The organism is Pedobacter quisquiliarum, assembly GCF_014642175.1.
Classification (GTDB): Bacteria; Bacteroidota; Bacteroidia; order Sphingobacteriales; family Sphingobacteriaceae; genus Pedobacter; species Pedobacter quisquiliarum.
Map to the genome: position 1 here is coordinate 46,375 of NZ_BMIL01000001.1, position 19,679 is coordinate 66,053.

The window sequence follows — 19,679 nt, forward strand, 5'->3', positions numbered from 1 at the left end:
TTTAGTGCGCTGCTTTCAACAGCTTGTAAATTTCCGCCTGTGCCCGATGGCCATTGGTTGGCTTTATGGGTTGGTTATCTAGCGCCGCATCCAATAGCACGGCTTGTTCTGTATCCTGGAGCTGAATGGCGATTAGGTTTTCTATTAAGGCCTTTGCTTGTGGATCATAGATCGGAAAACAAACTTCAATCCGGGCGTAGATGTTCCGGTTCATCCAGTCTGCCGAGCCCATAAATACTGCTTTGTTGCCGTTGTTGTGGAAGATGAATACCCGGCCATGCTCCAGATAACGATCAACAATTCTAATGATCCGGATGTTTTCGCTTTGGTTTGGAACTCCTGGAATCAGGCAACAAATGCTGCGGACGATCAAGTTGATCTGAACACCCGCATTCGAGGCTTCATAGAGCTTACTGATCAGTATCTTTTCCTCCAGATTATTCAACTTGATGGTAATGGCTGCTGGCAGGCCAGCTTTAGCAAATGCAATCTCGTTGTCTATGAGAGCGATAAATCGCTCCTGTAAGTTAAATTGCGCAACCAGTAAATGTTCAAACGTGATTGCACTTTTAGCAACCGGTGTTTTCTTAGGCGCTGCCATGAAATGAAACAGGGACTCAAGCTCCCGAGTTAGGGATGGTTCGGCGGTAAGGAGTACATGATCGGTATAGAACTTTGCAGTGCTTTCATTCAGGTTGCCCGTAGAAAGTAATCCATAGTAAGCCTGCCCTGAGGAGGTGGTTCGTTTTACCAGTGCGATCTTGGCGTGCACTTTATATTTTACACTACTGTAGATCACTTCCGCACCCGCGGCTTTAAGTCGGGTGGCCCACTTGATGTTGTTTTCTTCGTCGAAGCGCGCTTTTAGTTCCAACATCACGACAACCTTTTTGCCTAGTTGTGCCGCCTGAATGAGTGCGGTGACAATCCGGGAGTTTTTGGCTACGCGATAAAGCGTACAGCAAATCTCTGTAACCTGGTCGTCTGTTGCTGCACTTTCAAAGAAGGATATTACAGGCGCAAAGCTTTCATGAGGCAGGTTAAGCAGCAGGTCCTTTTCCTGGATGCGGTCGAAGATTGATGCGGTTTCTATTTCCCCTGTGGACGTTAGCGCCGGCCATTCGGGGTAGGCATATTCAGGTTCAGGTAGGGGGAAGCTACTCAGATCTTTAAGGTTGTGATAATAGCCCCCCATGACCACGGCAGCATGTTGTAGATTAAGTGCGTACATCATGCTGTAGAGGTGACGTAAGGGTACGTCCGGCTGGCAGAGGAACCTGGTTGCGATACCATAGTCACGCTTAGCCAGTTCTTTTTCCATTGCAGCAACGATGTTTTCATCTACTTCTTCCTCCAGGTGCAATTCCGCATCCCGGGTCACCTTAAGTGCATAACAATTGGTAACGGTCTCCGCGTTAAACAGCAGATGAAGGTTGAAGCGAACAATGTCATCCAAAAACAGGACGTGCTTCAATCCACCTTCTGAAACGGTGTAAAGGCGAGGCAGGGTGTCTGAAGGTATGTTGAGCATTGCAAGTCGTTCCGAACCTTCCTGGTTAAGCAGCACCACGCCAAAATAAAGCTTGTTGTTTTCTGCGAAAAAGTTGTTGTGCTCCTGATTGAGGTATACGGGTTTAAGCAGCGGCTTGATTTCATTCTCGAAAATGCTCGTAACCATACTCGTGATGGCAGGTGGTAGCGCTTGACGGTATACCCAATTGTATCCTGCTTCAGCTAATGCCGGAATAATGATGTCGCGTAGGATCGCTCCGAAGTGCTGTTGCTGCAGGTTAATCCTGCGTTTGGCTTCACGGTAAGCGAAGTCCGGATCCTGCAAATCTTTATCCTGGTCTATTGCCTTGAGTACCGGCATACGGACGCGGTAGAATTCGTCCAGGTTGGAAGAGTAGATAGAAAGGAATCTTACTTTCTCCATCAGCGGCACTTTAGCCGAGGCGGCCTCCGCCAGGACCCTTTCATTAAAGCCTAGCCAGCTAAGATCTCGATTAAAAAAGCGGTATGTCCCCATACTACATCTCAAATGCTACTGCTATTATGAACCCCAGTACAGACACGATAATGCCGAACATAAATACGTTGTAAGCGATTCTTAAGAGTCTGTATTTTCTGCCCAGTACAATGCCCTGAGCGTAAATGTCCTTGATCAAACTTCCATATAGGTAGTCACGGTTCTCCATCATCTTTTCCATGGCGTCGTTGTAGTCACGAAGGCTCATGCGGTAAAAATTACCGAAGAAGAGCAGGTTTGGCTTTTTCTCCAAAACTTCTTCCGGCGTAAATCGTCCTGGTGGTACGGAGGGTCTGGTCGCCAAGATCGAGAAGACCATTGTCACCAGACAGATCAGCAGCAAGGTTACGGTTGGCAGGATCAGGTGCTCGTTATCTTCCAACTTCCGGAGCAGGACACTAAGCACGACTGACAAGATGATGGAGTTAATGGAAATCATGATGTGTGCCTTGTTATCCGCCATATCACTTAGCCGCTGGTGATTGTTGGAAGTAATTCGGAACATGGTTTCAATACCTTTTTCCGGCCGGGCATCTTTTTCTTCTTTCTTCTTCTTATCCTTTGATGCTGATTTTTGCTGGGGCATTTCCAGAACAGCGGGTGTTGGTTCGTTCAAATTAAAAGCTTCCTGAATCTGCGTTTTTAGGGTACGTATGGTATCGAGCTTTCTGGCGCTAAGTTTACCGATACAATATTGGGTGTGGTAATGATGTGATTCCAGCAGCTGTAAAGTACCTAAGCGCCAGAGGTTTTTGTCAATTTCTTTGTTGCAAACGGCCATGGTTTCCTTGCGCATCAGCTTGTTGCGGTCTTTGAAGTCTTCACTACCAAGATGATAGAGATCGGCATCACATACAATCTGCTGGAGCAGGTTCTTGGGCGACTGCGGCATTTTAGTGGCCATGATGCAGCCTTGAACCTCCTGAATGGTTTCCTCATTTACCTCAAGGGCGCGCAGGAATATGGCTGCCGCTTCAGCTCCTTTCTTCTCATGCTGATCACGCCCATCCAGATAACCGACGTCGTGGAACCAGGATGCACACTGCACGATAAAGAAATCACGGTCTGAAAGCTGATAATGATTTCCGATTTCTACAGCGTGTTTGATGACATGTTCCGTATGGTTAAGGTTGTGGTACACCAGCTGTTCATCTCCCCGGGTCTGGAATAAATGTTCAACATGGGTCTTTACGTCGTCTAAGATTTCAAGATAATTCATAATAAGTAAAGATGATAAATAACCACGAAAATGATTGATTGTTTATCGTGGGGTGTAACATTTTGTGGCTTTTGGGTACTAATGGCAGATACTTTAAGGATTTATATGAAAAGACTGTTACTATTATTTTTTAGCGTGTTCAGCATTTTACAGGCGAAAGCGCAATTTCCAATTGGTGGTGCAAGCACCAGGGTTACGGTTGTGGGGAAGGTTTCTGCGACAATTGTAGACTCTCTAAGCAATAAACCTGTGGATTATGCCAGTACTTCGCTGGTTAGAATTTCTGACAACAAAGCCATCAATGGCGCGGTGTCTGATGAGAAGGGGAAAATCGCCATTCAGAATGTTAGTCCTGGTAAATACAAACTGACCATAGGCTTCATCGGCTATACCACGAAGGTGTTAACGGTGACAACCACACCAGAGCGGCCAGACTTGAATTTAGGAACCATCAAATTGGTTGGAACTTCTAACAATCTTGCAGAGGTTACCGTAACCGGTCAAAAGGCTTTAGTGGAAACCAAAATTGATAAACTGGTTTATAATGCAGAGCAGGATGTGACGGTTGCAGGTGGAAATGCCAGCGACGTGATGCGTAAGGTGCCGATGCTTTCGGTTGATATTGATGGTAATGTTTCACTTCGTGGAAGTTCACAGGTACGCGTGCTGATCAATGGTAAACCATCAGGAACGATGGCAAACAGTGTTGCAGATGCGTTAAAGATGATCCCTGCAGAGCAGATCAAAACCGTTGAGGTTATTACCAGTCCATCGGCAAAATACGATGCTGAAGGTTCAGGTGGTATCATCAACATCATCACCAAAAAGAAAACCGCTCAAGGTGTAAGTGGTGCAGTGAACTTATCTGCAGGTACACGTCAGAACAACGGTAACTTCAGCTTGAACACCCGTCAGGGTCGTTTAGGAGTAACCAGTAACGTGGGTGTGCAATACGCCATTCCGCAGGATACCCGAGTAGAGCTACTAAATGAGAACTATAACCTGAATACCACACTACAACAATCTGGTACCACCAAATCTAAACGCTGGGGAGGAAACGGAAACGTTGGTGTGGATTACGACATCAACAATTACAACAGCTTATCGACAAGTTTGAAGTACAATCGCTTTGAGACCGGCAATGATGGGGTATTGGGTGTGCTTAGCCGTGCAGGGAACAACCAGTCCAGCTTCGCGCGTGAGTCGAATAGCGAAGCAGCGATGAGCAACTTCGACTGGACTGCCGATTACCGCAGGACAAGTAAGCGCGAGGGTGAGGAGTTCAGCGTTTCCGGGCAGGCATCTTTTGGCCGTAATGTGAATGACTTTGTAACCAGGTATGTGTATCCAAATACCGCGGCGATGGAGATTATTGGAGATAACACCGGTAAAAACAACGAGTACACTTTGCAGTCGGATTATACCTATCCATTCTCGAAATCCGTGATTTTGGAAACCGGACTGAAAGGTATCTCCAGAAATATTGAAAGTAAATATCAGGACACCGAGCAGGACTTCGATTACGGTCAGGATGTAGCTGCGGCTTACGGTGTGATTAGCTTTAAGCTGGCGAAGAAACTTTCCTTCAAAGGTGGTTTGAGAGCCGAGTACACCAACATCAACGGTACTGCAGGAAGTACCCTGGATTTCAAAAATGACTATTTCAACCTGTTTCCAAGTGCGATTGTTTCGCAGGCATTTTCTCAGCGTACTACCTTGAAGTTGAGCTACAACAGAAGGATGCAGCGTCCGAGTTTATTCTATTTGAATCCATTCCTGGATGAAACAGACCCGGAGAATAAACGTCAGGGTAATCCGGCACTAAATCCGGAGCTAACGGATGTGCTTGAACTGGGTTATTCGACTTTCATTAAAGGGTCAATGATTAATGCTTCGGTATTCTACAGAAACACGCAGGATGTTATTGAAAGCGTGTTTTATCCGGGACAAAAACTAACATCCTACTTCAACGTAGGTACAAGTAAATCTTACGGCTTTAACACCTTCGCGAGCTACAACCCACTACCAAAATGGACGCTAATGGGTAATCTAAGCTTAAACAGCTATGAGGTTATGAATCCGACTACAAATGAGAGTACAGGGGTTTATGCCAACTATACGGTGTTCATGAGATCTGCTATTGGTTTTACGGGGGGCTGGAATACAGAGATCTTTGGTGTTTATAATGGTGCAAGAAGATCTTTCCAGGGTACAACGGGCGCCATGGCGTTTTATGGTGGTGCCTTAAAAAAGGATATCATGAAGAAGAAAGCGACTATTGGCGTGAATGTATTTAATGTATTTGCCAGAGATCTGCACATTGAAACGCGTAATGAGAGTGCAGAATTCCTGCAGACAACCAACATTTACTATCCGATTCGCTCCTTTGGTGTAAACTTTAGTTACAACTTTGGTAAGATCAACTTCAACGCACCGCCTAAGAAAAAGTCCATTAAAAATGACGACTTAAAACAAGGCGAGCAACAAATGGGCGGCCAGATGGGCGGGGCCGGTCAAGGCTAAATTAACCCTTTTTTACCCGCTTAAGAATCATCAGGTTCAGCGGGTTTAAAGGGAAACCCGTGATGTTATTCTGTAGCATCACGACAGATTGATCATAAAATAGCGGGATCATGGAGCCATGCTCCATGATCATGTTATCCATCCGGTGATATAGGGCATACCTTTTCACCGGATCATTTTCATAGTAACTCTGCTCAAACAGCCTGTCAAATTCTTTGTTAAAATAGCCTGTGTAGTTTGGTCCGAAAGGGACCTTATTGCGGGAATAAAAAACAGAGAGGTAGTTCTCCGCATCCGGGTAATCTGCAATCCAAGATCCTCTGAAGAAATTCACTTCATTTTTAGCCATCAGCTCACGTAAGCTGGCATTCGGGCTCACATCTACTTTCACTTTAATGCCTATTGCATTCAGTTCACCCTGTACAAACTCAATCAGGTCTTTGTAGGTGGTGGACGTACTGAGCTTAACCACCGGCAGGTTTTTGCCGTCAGGAAAACCGGCTTCGGCAAGTAAGCGGGCGGCCTTTGCGGGATTGTAGCTGTAACCCTTCACCACCGTGCTGTCGAAACCCGGCATGCCCAGCGGTACAAATCCTGCAGTTGCAGGAATACCAACACTGTTCCGTAAATACTTGATGAGTTTAGGCTTATCAATGGCATACTGAATGGCCTGACGGACCTTCTTCAGCCTTAATGGTGAGTTTTTAACGATGCTTTTCGAGGTGTCTACAAGGATGCCGATGTATTCTGTGCAGAGGTAAGGGCGTTTAAGTAGTTGGAACTTGTCCTGATACTTCGGCGTCATTTTACCGCTCTTCGTCAGGATATCGTCGCGGTAACTACCATCGACCTTGTCAAAGAAGTCCAGGTCTTTTTTGATGAAGTTCATGAATGCACTTTGTTTGTCGCTGATAAAAGTCGCCTTAATTGCATCCAGATAGGGGAGTTGCTGCGCGCCGTCTTTCTCCCAGTACTTTTCATTTTTAAGCAGTACAAGGATCTCGTCTTCTTTCCAGTATTTAAATTTAAAAGGTCCTGTGCCCACAGGATGGCTACGGAAATCTTTTCCATAATGCTCCACCACTTCCTTAGGTACTACAGAGCAGTATTGGGCGGTAAGCAGGTTCAGAAAGGCGGGGAAGGGCTTACTCAGTTCAATGCGGAAGGTAGTATCATTGATGGCTTTGAAGCTGTTGATGTCCTTCACCTTGTCATTGAAAATCCAGCCGCCGGATGAGGCGACTTTCGGATCTATAAGCCGGTAAAAGGAATAGCGGAAGTCTTCCGCAACAACCTTCCGGCCTTTTCCGCCTTCAAAAAGCGGATCGTCATGAAAATACACGTCATCGCGCAGGTTGAAGGTGTATTGGAGGCCATCCTCCGAAACCGTCCATGTTTTGGCGATGGCTGGGATGGTGTTCAGGTTACTGTCGACCTGCACCAATCCATTGAAGATCTGATTGATCATCCAGATGGCATTCTGATTTCTGGCGAATGCAGGGTCCATGGAAGTCAGGTTCTGATCTATGTTAAGGTTGAAAACCGTTCTGTTATCATTGGAAGATTTGGTCTTGCAGGCGCTGAAGCCTAAGAAAAGCAATCCACAAAATATATATTGAATAATACGGCGCATCTGTACAGGAATACTAATTTTGCACAAAGTAACCAATTTAATAGTATGTCTTTTTTAAATGAAGTGATAAAAAATGTTGAAGATGAAGTGCTGAGAGAGACGCTTCAGGAGCGTGTAGACCTCGTCTTGCATAAAATCAAGTTCATGGAAAAGATACATGTGATCTGCCTGAATGCCGAGAATCAGCTGAATACCCGATTGAAGGATTTGGTAGAAGCGGCGGGCGGGATCATGCAGATAGATCCGCTTGAAGCACAGGTGCTGATCTACGAGGATGCCGGAAAGGGCATGCTGGAGCTCATGGGTATTGTACCTGGATTACTGCAGAAAGAATGGCCTTCGGTGACGTATAACCGCGTGTACCTGCTGGATGAACATGATGTAACCAACATGGATGCACAATCTCTGGTTGCCCTTATGGAAGATATTGCCGAGCTGCTGTACCCTGGATACTTCGTTTTTGGCAATGAAGGTCGTACCTGGACTGCCTTTGGAGTTTAAAACCTTACCAGCTTGCTGATCTGATCATTTGTAAACTTCAGCGTATCTTCTTTAAAGAAATCGCCTTCTTCATTCAATTCGTATTTAATGGCGGGAATGTGCAACCTTAAAGGCAGTACATTCAAATGCAGGTATCCGCATACGCCGGAAAAATGATCTATGCCACGGATATTGCCGTACTTTCCGGAAGATATACCCGTTAAGGCAGCTTTCTTATCGTAAAAACTTGCAGGGAATTCACAGGCATCGATAAAGGTTTTCAGCACGCCGGGGAAACTTCCGTTGTATTCTGGGATGATGAACATGAACTTGTCGGTATTAACAACCAGCTCTTGTATGGGTTCAAATTCTGGACTGCGCTTGCCGTAGAGGTCGGACGTAATGATGTTTTCCGGTAGACTTTCCAGGCTAAAAAGTTGGGCTTCCTGGCCAAGCTGCTGCAGTGTTTTAAGATAATATCTGGACACTTTCAGCGTATTACTATTGGGCCTGTTGGTGCCGGAAACGATGGTAATCATAGCATGTAATTTGTTAGTAAGATGTGCAAAACACTTGTGGCATTAACAGTAAAATTGCTATTTAGTTTGTATCTTAGCTATTTGTTAAAAAGCCCCTTAGACGTGCAAAAATAGTACTTTAAAGGTGAATTAACGCTAGTGTTCGAGCACCTCCTACACTTAACAGGTAAATTTAGATAGATAGATGAGTAAAATAATTGCGTTGGCAAATCAGAAGGGTGGGGTGGGTAAAACGACATCAGCCATAAATCTTGCCGCAAGTTTAGCCGTATTAGAATATAAGACCTTATTGGTTGACGCTGATCCTCAGGCCAACTCTACATCCGGAATAGGGTTTGATCCAAGAAACATCAAAAACAGTATTTACGAGTGCATTATCAATGATATAGAACCAACAGAGGCCATCCAGAAAACGGAAACGCCGAACCTGGATCTTTTACCTGCACACATTGACCTTGTAGGGGCCGAGATTGAGATGATCAATCTGACCAACCGCGAGTTTAAAATGAAGTCGGTGCTGGGCAAGGTTCGCGAACAATATGACTTCATCATCATTGACTGCTCCCCATCTCTTGGTTTGATCACGATTAACGCCTTAACTGCTGCGGATTCCGTGATCATTCCGGTACAATGCGAGTACTTCGCACTTGAAGGTCTTGGTAAATTACTGAACACCATCAAAATTGTACAAACCCGCCTGAATACAGAGCTGGAGATTGAAGGCATCCTTTTGACCATGTATGATGTTCGTTTACGTCTATCCAACCAGGTGGTGGAAGAAGTAAGAACACATTTCCATGATCTTGTTTTTGATACCATCATTCAGCGTAATACCCGCTTAAGTGAAGCGCCAAGTTATGGGGTGTCTGTGATTATGCACGACGCAAACTGTAAAGGCGCAATAAACTATCTGAATCTGGCACGTGAGATTGTCCGAAAGAACGGACTGGTACCCGAGCCTGAAGAATTGACAACGGCAAAAATTAAAAATATTTAATGACATCTTTCCAGCGAAAAACAGGTTTAGGTAGAGGATTAAGTGCGCTTTTAGATGACACGGAAACGGCACATGCGCCCAAAAAGAGCGCTACGCCGCCTGCCACTGCACCTGAAGCACGTCCTGAAAGCAGTATCGGCAGTATCGCAATTGCTGACATTGAAACCAATCCATATCAACCACGTACCGAGTTTGATCAGGTATCTCTCCATGAGTTATCCGAATCCATTCGGGTGCAAGGCTTGATTCAGCCAATAACCGTTCGTAGAATGGATACGGGCAAGTATCAGCTGATCTCTGGTGAGCGAAGGTTCCGTGCAGCAAAGCTTGCCGGCCTCGACGACATTCCTGCGTATGTGCGTTCTGCGAATGATCAGCAGATGCTGGAAATGGCACTCATTGAAAACATCCAGCGTGAAAACCTGAATGCGATTGAAGTTGCCCTAAGCTTCCAGCGCATGATGGAAGAGTGTAACCTTAAACAAGAACAGCTTGGTGAACGCGTTGGTAAAAATCGTACAACGATCACCAACTACCTGCGCCTGCTGAAATTACCGCCTGAAATTCAGGTGTCTATCCGTGATCAGAAGATTTCTATGGGCCATGCCCGTGCTTTGATCAACGTTGATGATGTAGAAAAACAACTTTTCATTCACCAGGAGATTATAGATAAAGGATTGTCAGTAAGAAGGGTGGAAGAAATGGCAAGAAGCATTCATGCCTTGCAGTTGAAGCCTAAGGCGACAAAGCAGCCTGCAGGTACTTCCTTTGAATACCAGAAATTACAAAAAGACCTGGCCTCTAAGTTCGCCACTAAGGTGAAGCTGAAAGTGGGTCAGAATGGTAAAGGTGCAATTGAGATCCCTTTTGTATCCAATGATGATTTAAGCCGGATTTTAGAACTATTAGATTGGTAATGTCCAGACAAATATGGTTGATATATTTTCTTGTACTTGCATCTTTTACGGTGCAAGCGCAGGATCCAATAACCATAAAAGCCGATAGTTCCGGAGCGAAAGTTGCCCGGGTAGATACGTTGAACTCCAACTATGTAAATGTGGGGAAGGTTGCTGCCCGAAGGGCCATCATCAGATCTGCAATTATTCCTGGTTGGGGGCAGTTCGGCAACGGACTTAATGTTTACCGTGGGATTAAAATCGCTGCAATCTATACTGGTGCTACGCTGCTTACCATGTCTTATATCGACAACAACAATAAATACAACGAATTTCTTGCTGAACTGCGTGACCGGCAGGCAAATGGCGGCCGATCGGTCGTTGGTAGTCCATACTTTGATGTACAGACTGCCGGGTTAACTGCGGCTAAAGATACTTACCGCAGGAACCGTGAGGTCGTGATCTTTTCCATGATCGGCCTTTACGGCCTCCAGGTGGTGGAAGCATACGTAGATGCCCGTCTGAAGTATTTCGACGTGGGTGATGATCTCGCCATCCGCATTAAGCCATCTGTGATCAGCTCCGGCACCATGCTCGGCTATCAATCTTTTGTTCCGGCAATCAAGGTCTCATTTAAACTGTAAACACTTACATGGACCGCGGAACAGCATTCTTAAACTTTATTTCTTTCTTACAATGAAAATTGCACTGCTTGGCTACGGTAAAATGGGCCTGATCATAGAACGGTACGCACTGGAACGCGGACATGAAGTTGTTCTCAAAATCAATTTAGATAACCAGGCAGATCTTACGCCTGAAAACTTATCCAAAGCAGATATCGCGATCGACTTCAGTGCACCTGCAGCAGCGATTACAAACATCTATACCTGCTTCGAAGCCAAGATTCCTGTGGTCGTTGGTACAACGGGCTGGTACGGCGAATTGCAGAAAGTAAAAAATGACTGCCTGGATAGTAACAATACTTTGCTTTATGGGTCTAACTTCAGCATTGGGGTAAATGTGTTCTTTCACGTGAACCAGGTGCTGGCAAAGTTGATGAATAACTTTCCTGCCTATGATGTGCAGGTGGAGGAGATCCACCACACGCAAAAGCTGGATTCTCCAAGCGGCACGGCGATGACGATAGCTGAAGGCATTATAGACAACCTGGAGCGGAAAGAAGAGTGGGTGAACATACTTGATGGTAATGCGCCAACAGAAAACCTGAAGCAGGAGCAGCTGCTGATCGCCTCTGAGCGGGTGGATCAGGTGCCCGGAACGCATACGGTGGTATACAGCTCTGAGGTCGATGAAATCGAGTTTAAACACACTGCACACAGCAGAGCAGGATTTGCACTGGGTGCAGTTATTGCCGCTGAATGGTTGCAGGATAAACATGGCTTTTTCAATATTGCCGATATTTTCAATTTTAAATAAACTGATATGAACTATAAGTTCTGGAAGAAGAAAGCTACAGATCCCAATAAGAAAAAGTCTAAAACAAGAGAGTGGGCAGACGCGATCATCTTCGCCGTTATTGCCGCAACCATCATCCGCGTGTTCTTTATCGAAGCGTATACCATCCCTACGGGTTCCATGGAACGCTCGCTGATGATCGGTGATTTCCTTTTCGTCAGTAAAGTAAATTATGGTGCAAGGATTCCCATGACACCTGTTGCTTTCCCTTTTGCGCACCATACCATGCCGGTTACCGGTGGTAAGGCTTACTGGGAAGGTGTACAATGGAAATACCGCCGCCTACCAGGCTTGTCGGATATCAAAAGAAATGACGTCGTGGTTTTCAACTTCCCCGAAGGGGATACAGTAGCGCTTGAAGCGCAGGACCAGAACTATTATAATCTCGTGCGGTCTATGGGCCACGCTGCGGTGAACAGCCAGTTTACCGTGACCAGCAGGCCTGTCGACAAGCGCGAAAATTACATCAAAAGATGTATCGGTATCGGTGGTGATGTGATCACCATTAAAAACGGTATTGTCTCCGTAAATGGAAAACCGGAAAAGTTGGTGCCGACCGGACAGATCACGTATGCGGTTCAAATGAAGTCATCAGATGTAAACTTCGCTGTATTTACCGACCTGGGCTTTGATATCAACTCCGACATTTCGTCTTTAGGCCAACAGAACACCTATCAGTTTGTAGGCACTGAGGAAATGATGGCAGAGGTGAAGAAACTGGATTTTGTACTATCGGTACAGGAAGACACCGCGCCTGCAGATTACGCAGACATAAGCGTGTTTCCACAAGACAAAAACAGAACCTGGAACGTGGACAACTTAGGGCCCATTACGGTACCTAAGAAAGGTTGGACCGTTAAGCTGGACAGTGTAACCATGCCGATGTACGAACGGGCAATCCGCATCTACGAAGGTAATAAGCTCGAGAAATCCGCTGATGGCTGGTTAATCAATGGTCAGAAGGCTGACACTTACACCTTCAAAATGGACTATTACTGGATGATGGGGGATAACAGACACAATTCCCTGGATTCACGATTCTTCGGATTTGTACCGGAAGATCACGTGGTTGGAAAAGCATTATTCATCTGGATGAGCGTGCGCGACCAGGGATCCTTCTTTAGCAAAATTCGTTGGAGCCGGATATTCAAAGGCATTCATTAGAAGGAAAAGACATTCATTAACTATCACAAGCATTCAAAAGAAAAGCCGTTTGATCACTCAAACGGCTTTTCTTTTATACCATATCTATTTCAACATAGTTGAAAAGGTTTTTTAACCCAGTGCTGCTACGCCAAGTTTGGTTGCAAGTTCATTCAGGTCGTTCACAACAGCATCAATTAAGGGGATACCATTAATTGCTCTTTCCTGCTCAAAGGCCGTTTCCGGCTCGCCGGGAATGATAACCCGTTGTGCAGGGTCAACCGGCCTGGCATTGCGGAAGGTTTCTATCCAGTTATCCAGATGATGTTTAAAGTCGTCCGCAGGGCGGAAGCCATCTATGCGCATGGCACCGAAGAAGTGCCCGATGCCTTCACCCACAGGGTTTGCCGAAGGCTCCATGAAAGCAACGAATGGTGGTACCCAGGGACCGTAATTGGCACCGGAAAGCACAGCGGAGAGTATGTCTACCGTTGCACTGAGCCCGAATCCTTTGTGACTGCCATGGTCTTTATCTCCGCCCAGCGGCAGTAGTGATCCACCAGCTTTGAGTTGGTTCGGGTCGGTGGATGGCCGTCCGTCTTTATCCTGTGCCCAGCCTTCCGGGATGGCTTTCCCTGCGCGTTGCGCAATCTCCAGCTTGCCGTTCGCCGCTGCTGAAGTCGCCATATCGACCACCACAGGTGGGTACTTTCCCGCAGGGAAAGCATAACACATCGGGTTGGTGCCCAGCAGGCGTTCGTTCGCGTAAGTGGGGGCAACCAGCGGACTTGCATTCGTCATGCTGATGCCGATCATATCGTGTTCAGTGGCAAGCAGGGAGTGGTATCCGGCAATGCCGAAATGGTTGGAGTTTTTCACCGACACCCATCCACTGCCATAGATCTTCGCCTTTTCAATCGCCAGTTTCATGGCAAAAGGTGCAACCACCAACCCTAAACCTGCATCCCCATCTACCGTGGCCGTGGTCGGCGTTTCATGCACCACACGGATGTTCGGCGTCGCATTGATTCTTCCTTTCTCCCAGAGTCGTACGTAGCCCACCAAACGCGCCACCCCATGAGAGTCGATGCCACGAAGGTCTGAGCGTAACAGCACATCCGCGGCCAGTGTTGCATCGGCTTCGGAACAGCCCATCTTTAAAAATACCTGTTCTGTAAAACTGCGTAACTGGGGTTCGGGGAAAGTGATAAAGTTCATTTGTTTATTGTCTAAAAAGATAACAGGATTACATAAAGCATGGTATTGCACGCCGGCTACAATGATCGCAGTCATGCTGTGCAGAACTGTGACCACAGGTAATCCATTTCGCTTCATGCAGCCTCGCTTAATGCAGCCTCGCTTGATGCAGCAAAAGTAATAAACCTTGAGGTTCTACGCAGGTTATTGGGCAATTATGTGCCCTATGCGTTAAATAAGAAAAGCGAAAAAATGTAAAAGCTTCCTATGAAGCGGCAAAGAGCACCGTAAACTTATGGTCCAGCGGCTTAAAGGAATCCAGCAACGCCTGAATAAATTCATCTCCATACATCACATATAAAGGCGCAATATTTAGTACCCTTTCCTGCAATACACCAGAAGGGAAAAGCTTGTTTTTCAAGCCATCAATCTGATTTAATGAAGTCTGGTGCTTACGTTTCTCTGCACGCATCATCTTCTTATCCAGGCTTTCAATCAGCTTCAAGGCGCGCTTTTTAGCCGCATCCGCAGATTGGGATAGCGTCTTGTCGATCTTATAAGCATTAAGTTTGATGTGATCGAAAACAGCCCCAATGGCACGTTCTTCATCAGCAAGGGAAAGATAGGTGTTCACATGCGACTTCACCCACTCGGTTTTAAGCTGTTCATTATCCTTGAACAAACTCACATGACCAATGCCCAGGATCTGCATTTTACGCTCACTCCGCTTGTCAATAACAAGCGCCGAGTTCCGCAGTAACAATACGGGGTAAGGTACTTTGTAAAAGTCGAAGTTGGCTTTTAGTTGTAGCCAGTAGGTCACTTCTGCACCGCCGCCAATGTAGGCAAGGTTGGGTAGAATAATCTCCTGATACATCGGGCGCATAACCACATTTGGACTAAATCTTTCCGGGTGGGCGTCAATTTCTGCGGCAAGCGCTGCAGCTGTAAATTTGATGTCGCTGTTAAGCGCCTGGTAGCTGCCGTTCTCAAATACAATCCGCTCTCGAAAACCTTCCGTCATATAGAAGAAATTGATTTCTCGGGGATTTACCTGCGGCTTGTAACCCGCTTCTTCCAGTGCAGCATTGCTCTTCTCGATCTGTGCGAAGCTATGCTGCTCCAGAATATCTTGCTTGATGATCGAAGCAAACTGCTGCTTCAAGGCTGCCTCATCTGCATCAATGCAAACCAGGCCAGTTTCCCTGAACAAGGCATCTACCAACGCCCTTGTGGCATCGGCAAGATTATCATGTTGCTGGTACGCCGCTTCTATAATGGCTGCCAGCTCCGCGCCACTTTCCCCAATACCCAGATAACCCTGGTAGGCGGAAAGTACATCCATTAAATCAGCGGTGCTGATCTTCCCGGTAGCGCCAGCTGCATTGGTTTCCCAAACCAGCTTCTTGTCCTCAAGCTTAATGTGATTGATCTCTTCAAAGTCGTGATCTTCCGTTGCCATCCAGTAAACTGGAATAAAGTTATATTTCGGATGAGCAGCCTTAAGTTCTTTGGCGAGATTGATCGTGGTTACGATCTTATAGATGAAATACAACGGGCCGGTGAATAGATTCAACTGGTGGCCCGTCGTTATGGTAAATGTCTTTTCGTCTGCAAGCAATTCGATATTGCTGCGCACCAGGACCGAACTTTGTATATTGGCATATTGCTTTTTAAGCACATCCACCAGTACCTGCCGGTTGGCGAGAACAGGTCGTTCTTTAATCGCCGAGGCAAAGCCCGACAAGTTGGTCGGATACTTATAAAAAGGCTTTAAAGTTTCGTTACCCTGAATATAATCTAATACAATAGGAGAGAAGGAGTTCGTTTGCTGATAACTAATGTATTTTGCCTGCATTTGAAACGAAATTAAGTTATTAAAGCAAATTCCTGCTCCGCTCGTATTTATTTTACAATTTGTCCATACAGGTCAAAGTCCTCCGCGCGGTCGATCTTCACATGAACGAAACTACCCGGTGCAGCATAAAGTGTCGCCGCATCTATAAGTACCTCATTGTCAACCTCCGGAGAGTCAAATTCTGTACGGCCGATGAAGAAATCACCTTCCTTACGATCCACAAGCACCTTGTAAGTATGGCCTACTTTTTCCTGATTGATCTCAAAAGAAATACCTTGCTGCAGTTCCATAATCGCGTCAACACGTTCCTGTTTAACTTCCTCAGGCACATCATCCACTAAATTATGGGCATGCGTTTTTTCCTCATGAGAGTAGGTAAAGCAGCCAAGTCTGTCAAAACGGGTATCTTCAACCCAGTTCAACATCTCTTCAAAGTCTTGTTCCGTCTCGCCAGGATAGCCCGTAATTAACGTTGTACGCATCGCGATACCTGGTACTTTTTCCCGGATCTGATTAACAATGTCTATGGTCTTTTGTTTAGTAATCCCGCGGCGCATCGACTTCAGCATGCGATCTGTAATATGCTGTAGTGGCATATCCAGGTATTTACAAATGTTTTCACGCTCGTTCATCGCATCCAGAATCTCCATTGGGAAACCTGAAGGATAAGCATATTGCAAACGGATCCACTCAATACCGGGCACGTCAGAAAGACGTCTCAGCAATTCATCTAAATTCCTTTTGCCATATATATCCAGACCATAGTAGGTCAGATCCTGAGCAATCAAAATAAGTTCCTTCGTACCGTTTGCGGCAAGAATCTTTGCCTCATTCACCAGCTCATTCATATCTCTGGAGATGTGTTTTCCACGCATCAGCGGAATCGCACAGAAGGAGCAGGGACGGTTACAACCTTCAGCAATCTTGAAATAAGCAAAATGCGAAGGGGTAGTCAATAAGCGCTCACCAATAAGTTCATGCTTATAGTTTGCACCTAACGAGTGTAGAATATTATTCAGGTCGTTCGTGCCGAAGAAGGCATCAACGTTGGTGATTTCAGACTCAAGTTCCGGCTTGTAGCGTTCAGAAAGGCAACCAGTAACGATTACCTTGCCCACTTTGCCTTCATCTTTAAGCTGACTGTATTGTAAAATGGTGTCTATCGACTCCTGTTTCGCATTATCAATAAAGCCACAGGTATTGATAACGATGATATCATCTTTATTAACCTGCTCCGCTTCATGTACCACCTCCATTTGATTGCCGCGTAACTGGCCCATCAATACTTCAGAATCGTAAATATTCTTGGAGCAGCCCAAAGTAATTACGTTTACCTTAGGTTTTTTGATTGGTTTAATGGAGGGAATGATTTTAGTGTTCATGTGTTATTTCCTTGCAAAAATGCAGACTAATTGAATAAGCTGTCTACAAAAGCTTTTTTATCAAATAGCTGAAGATCATCAACGCCTTCACCTACGCCGATGTATTTCACCGGGATTTTAAATTGATCAGAAATACCGATAACGACACCGCCTTTCGCTGTGCCATCAAGTTTGGTGATCGCTAATGCGTTCACGTCGGTCGCTTCCGTAAATTGTTTACATTGTTCAAAGGCGTTCTGCCCGGTAGAGCCATCCAGAACAAGTAAAATCTCGTGTGGCGCATTCGGTACAACCTTCTGCATTACGTTCTTGATCTTTCCAAGTTCGTTCATCAAACCAACCTTGTTGTGTAAACGTCCGGCAGTATCAATGATAACGACATCTTCCTGGTTTGCCACTGCAGATTGCAGCGTATCGAAAGCCACAGAAGCAGGGTCGGAGCCCATGGCCTGTGCCACTACACGTACACCTACGCGCTCACCCCAGAGTTTAATCTGCTCAACCGCTGCAGCACGGAACGTATCCGCCGCACCAAGCACAACCTTCAGGTTTTCTGCCTTAAGTTTATTGGCCAGCTTGCCAATGGTGGTCGTTTTACCAACACCATTCACACCCACAACCATAATTACATAAGGCTTATGTTGTCCGTATTCAAAGTTGCGAAAGTCATTGCTGTTGTTCTCTGCCAGCAGAAGCTGGATTTCATCGCGTAGTAGTCCATGAAGTTCAGCCGTCGACAAATACTTGTCTCTGGCTACACGGGCTTCAATACGTTCAATAATCTTCAAGGTCGTGGTTACACCAACATCAGAAGTCACCAATACCTCTTCCAGATTGTCGAGTACATCATCATCAACGGTAGATTTACCAGCAACGGCTTTGGTGATTTTACTCAAAAAGCCTTCCTTGGTTTTCTCTAAACCTTTGTCCAGTGCCACCTTAGCCTCAGGAGCGGCTTCTTTTTTCTTAAAAAAATCGAATAGACCCATATGAACTTATACGAAAATAAAAAAGCCCTCCCGGTTAAAAGGGACGGCTTTAATATGATTAAATATTAAAATTACTTACCTGCTTGAGGAGTAATAGCATCTTTAACGTGATCGTTGTGAACGATGATTTCTTTGAAAGAATATGCACCTGTTACAGGTGATTTAGTCATCGTGATAACTTTTGAATATTCTTTGCCTTTACCCGTTTTAAGGGTTGCAACTACCTTTTTTGCCATGATCTAATAGATTGTATTAATTTAATACCGATGTATTACTTAATTTCTTTGTGTACTGTAACTTTTTTCAAAACAGGGTTGAATTTTTTCAACTCCAAACGTTCTGTAGTGTTCTTACGGTTTTTTGTAGAAATATATCTGGACATACCCGGCATGCCACTAGTTTTATGTTCAGTACATTCTAGAATAACTTGTACTCTGTTACCTTTCTTTGCCATTTTTTTATTATTAAAGCCGGATCACCAGCTAATGTTTATTACAAAAATCCTTTTTTCATGAAACGATTAATCGCTTCACTGATACCAATTTTATTGATGGTTTTGATAGCTGAAGTAGATACCTTCAATGTTATCCAACGATCCTCTTCAGGGATATAAAATTTCTGAAGTTGTAAGTTGGGATAAAACTTACGTTTAGTTTTAACGTTCGAGTGAGAAACATTAAAACCACTCATTGCCATCTTTCCGGTTAAATCACAAACTCTTGACATGCCTTTAAATATAGTGTTAAATATAAGTCGCTTAATTCTTTTAAGAGTGTGCAAATATCATAAAAATAAATTTGAATGGCAATAGGGTGTGCAATTATTTTTTATAATTAACATCAAGCGTCCATTTAGCCGCTTCCGCTAGTCTAAACTCCACAAAATCAGTCCCGGAATGTAAAACCAATCGCAGTGGGAAGGTCAGATTAGTCAAGGTATAGATGTTCTGTGTGCTCGTTTTTTTCTCCACAGCAATATCCCCGTATTTGCCCTCTATGATGTCTATCCGGTCAAATTCCGGACCTTTTTCATTCAGCCGCTCGGCAGATTTGGTATTCCCTGTAACGTTCCCAGCCGTAATATTATTGCTCTTCAAGTCCGTCACGCTCTCCCCGAATGTAATCACCAGGCCACTGCCTTTCTTCTTGCCGCGTTTAAAATCCACCTCTTTAATTCCCGGCGATTTGCGGATCAGGGTGTAGTCTGTACTGTCTGAGCGTTTCTCCTGCTGCTGCGCCGAAGCCGGCAGTGCTGCACCTGCAGAACAGACCAGGCTCGCAAAAACCATGGAGAAAAATGTTGATCTTATGTCTTTCAT

At 45.2% G+C, this 19,679-nt stretch carries 19 protein-coding genes; 7 read left to right on the plus strand and 12 right to left on the minus strand.

The window, feature by feature from the left end; translation table 11 throughout:
- Position 1: 1 nt before the first annotated feature.
- Together ppk1 and IEW69_RS00180 are read right to left on the minus strand one after the other, a co-directional pair.
- On the minus strand, positions 2-2,029 hold the full coding sequence (gene ppk1, locus IEW69_RS00175) for a polyphosphate kinase 1 (protein WP_188624800.1): 2,028 nt from the start codon (positions 2,027-2,029) through the stop codon (positions 2-4).
- Position 2,030: 1 nt separating this feature from the next.
- Positions 2,031-3,248 carry a Pycsar system effector family protein gene (locus IEW69_RS00180; protein ID WP_188624801.1) on the minus strand — a complete coding sequence of 406 codons (1,218 nt, stop codon included), beginning with the start codon at positions 3,246-3,248 and terminating at the stop codon, positions 2,031-2,033.
- Between the two features lie 105 nt (positions 3,249-3,353).
- On the opposite strand from IEW69_RS00180, the gene IEW69_RS00185 reads away from it, so the two are divergent.
- Positions 3,354-5,771: a TonB-dependent receptor gene (locus IEW69_RS00185; protein ID WP_188624802.1), complete on the plus strand. Its 2,418-nt coding sequence runs from the start codon at positions 3,354-3,356 to the stop codon at positions 5,769-5,771.
- A gap of 1 nt (position 5,772) precedes the next feature.
- Here the strand turns inward: IEW69_RS00185 and IEW69_RS00190 are convergent, their stop codons facing one another.
- Positions 5,773-7,371 (minus strand): ABC transporter substrate-binding protein, encoded by a 1,599-nt coding sequence (locus tag IEW69_RS00190; RefSeq protein ID WP_308420542.1) that lies wholly within the window; start codon positions 7,369-7,371, stop codon positions 5,773-5,775.
- A 78-nt stretch (positions 7,372-7,449) separates the two neighbouring features.
- Here IEW69_RS00190 and IEW69_RS00195 point away from each other — a divergent pair, with 78 nt between their 5' ends.
- Positions 7,450-7,905, plus strand: a complete 456-nt coding sequence (locus tag IEW69_RS00195; RefSeq protein WP_188624804.1) for a hypothetical protein — start codon at positions 7,450-7,452, stop codon at positions 7,903-7,905.
- Here IEW69_RS00195 and IEW69_RS00200 read toward each other — a convergent pair.
- On the minus strand, positions 7,902-8,423 hold the full coding sequence (locus IEW69_RS00200) for an NADPH-dependent FMN reductase (RefSeq protein WP_188624805.1): 522 nt from the start codon (positions 8,421-8,423) through the stop codon (positions 7,902-7,904). The genes IEW69_RS00195 and IEW69_RS00200 overlap by 4 nt on opposite strands.
- A 184-nt stretch (positions 8,424-8,607) precedes the next feature.
- On the opposite strand from IEW69_RS00200, the gene IEW69_RS00205 reads away from it, so the two are divergent.
- From IEW69_RS00205 to lepB, 5 genes are read left to right on the plus strand one after another with little or no spacing between them, the layout of a single operon-like run.
- Entirely contained in the window at positions 8,608-9,420 is an 813-nt protein-coding gene (locus tag IEW69_RS00205) for a ParA family protein (protein ID WP_188624806.1), read from the plus strand.
- Positions 9,420-10,337 carry a ParB/RepB/Spo0J family partition protein gene (locus IEW69_RS00210; RefSeq protein WP_188624807.1) on the plus strand — a complete coding sequence of 306 codons (918 nt, stop codon included), beginning with the start codon at positions 9,420-9,422 and terminating at the stop codon, positions 10,335-10,337. Before IEW69_RS00205 ends, IEW69_RS00210 begins: the two co-directional genes overlap by 1 nt.
- Entirely contained in the window at positions 10,337-10,960 is a 624-nt protein-coding gene (locus IEW69_RS00215; RefSeq protein ID WP_188624808.1) for a DUF5683 domain-containing protein, read from the plus strand. The genes IEW69_RS00210 and IEW69_RS00215 overlap by 1 nt, the downstream gene beginning before the upstream one ends.
- A 52-nt stretch (positions 10,961-11,012) precedes the next feature.
- A complete protein-coding gene (gene dapB / locus IEW69_RS00220) occupies positions 11,013-11,753 on the plus strand; it encodes a 4-hydroxy-tetrahydrodipicolinate reductase (protein ID WP_188624809.1) in 741 nt (246 codons plus the stop codon).
- A gap of 6 nt (positions 11,754-11,759) precedes the next feature.
- Entirely contained in the window at positions 11,760-12,956 is a 1,197-nt protein-coding gene (gene lepB, locus IEW69_RS00225) for a signal peptidase I (RefSeq protein WP_188624810.1), read from the plus strand.
- 111 nt (positions 12,957-13,067) lie between these two features.
- Here the strand turns inward: lepB and IEW69_RS00230 are convergent, their stop codons facing one another.
- From IEW69_RS00230 to IEW69_RS00265, 8 genes are all read right to left on the minus strand, one after another.
- Positions 13,068-14,153 (minus strand): Ldh family oxidoreductase, encoded by a 1,086-nt coding sequence (locus IEW69_RS00230; RefSeq protein WP_188625225.1) that lies wholly within the window; start codon positions 14,151-14,153, stop codon positions 13,068-13,070.
- Positions 14,154-14,397: 244 nt separating this feature from the next.
- Positions 14,398-15,990 carry a bacillithiol biosynthesis cysteine-adding enzyme BshC gene (gene bshC, locus IEW69_RS00235; RefSeq protein ID WP_188624811.1) on the minus strand — a complete coding sequence of 531 codons (1,593 nt, stop codon included), beginning with the start codon at positions 15,988-15,990 and terminating at the stop codon, positions 14,398-14,400.
- Positions 15,991-16,037: 47 nt separating this feature from the next.
- The gene (gene rimO / locus IEW69_RS00240) at positions 16,038-17,372 is read right to left on the minus strand and encodes a 30S ribosomal protein S12 methylthiotransferase RimO (protein WP_188624812.1); all 1,335 of its coding nucleotides are present in this window, start codon (positions 17,370-17,372) and stop codon (positions 16,038-16,040) included.
- 26 nt (positions 17,373-17,398) lie between these two features.
- Positions 17,399-18,361 (minus strand): signal recognition particle-docking protein FtsY, encoded by a 963-nt coding sequence (gene ftsY, locus IEW69_RS00245; RefSeq protein WP_188624813.1) that lies wholly within the window; start codon positions 18,359-18,361, stop codon positions 17,399-17,401.
- 71 nt (positions 18,362-18,432) lie between these two features.
- Complete coding sequence (locus tag IEW69_RS00250; protein ID WP_188624814.1) at positions 18,433-18,597, minus strand: DUF4295 domain-containing protein; 165 nt, start codon at positions 18,595-18,597, stop codon at positions 18,433-18,435.
- 35 nt (positions 18,598-18,632) lie between these two features.
- Positions 18,633-18,815, minus strand: coding sequence for a 50S ribosomal protein L33 (gene rpmG / locus IEW69_RS00255; protein WP_008242799.1), 183 nt, complete (start codon positions 18,813-18,815; stop codon positions 18,633-18,635).
- A 38-nt stretch (positions 18,816-18,853) separates the two neighbouring features.
- Positions 18,854-19,087, minus strand: coding sequence for a 50S ribosomal protein L28 (gene rpmB / locus IEW69_RS00260; RefSeq protein WP_188624815.1), 234 nt, complete (start codon positions 19,085-19,087; stop codon positions 18,854-18,856).
- A 94-nt stretch (positions 19,088-19,181) separates the two neighbouring features.
- Positions 19,182-19,679 (minus strand): hypothetical protein, encoded by a 498-nt coding sequence (locus IEW69_RS00265; protein WP_188624816.1) that lies wholly within the window; start codon positions 19,677-19,679, stop codon positions 19,182-19,184.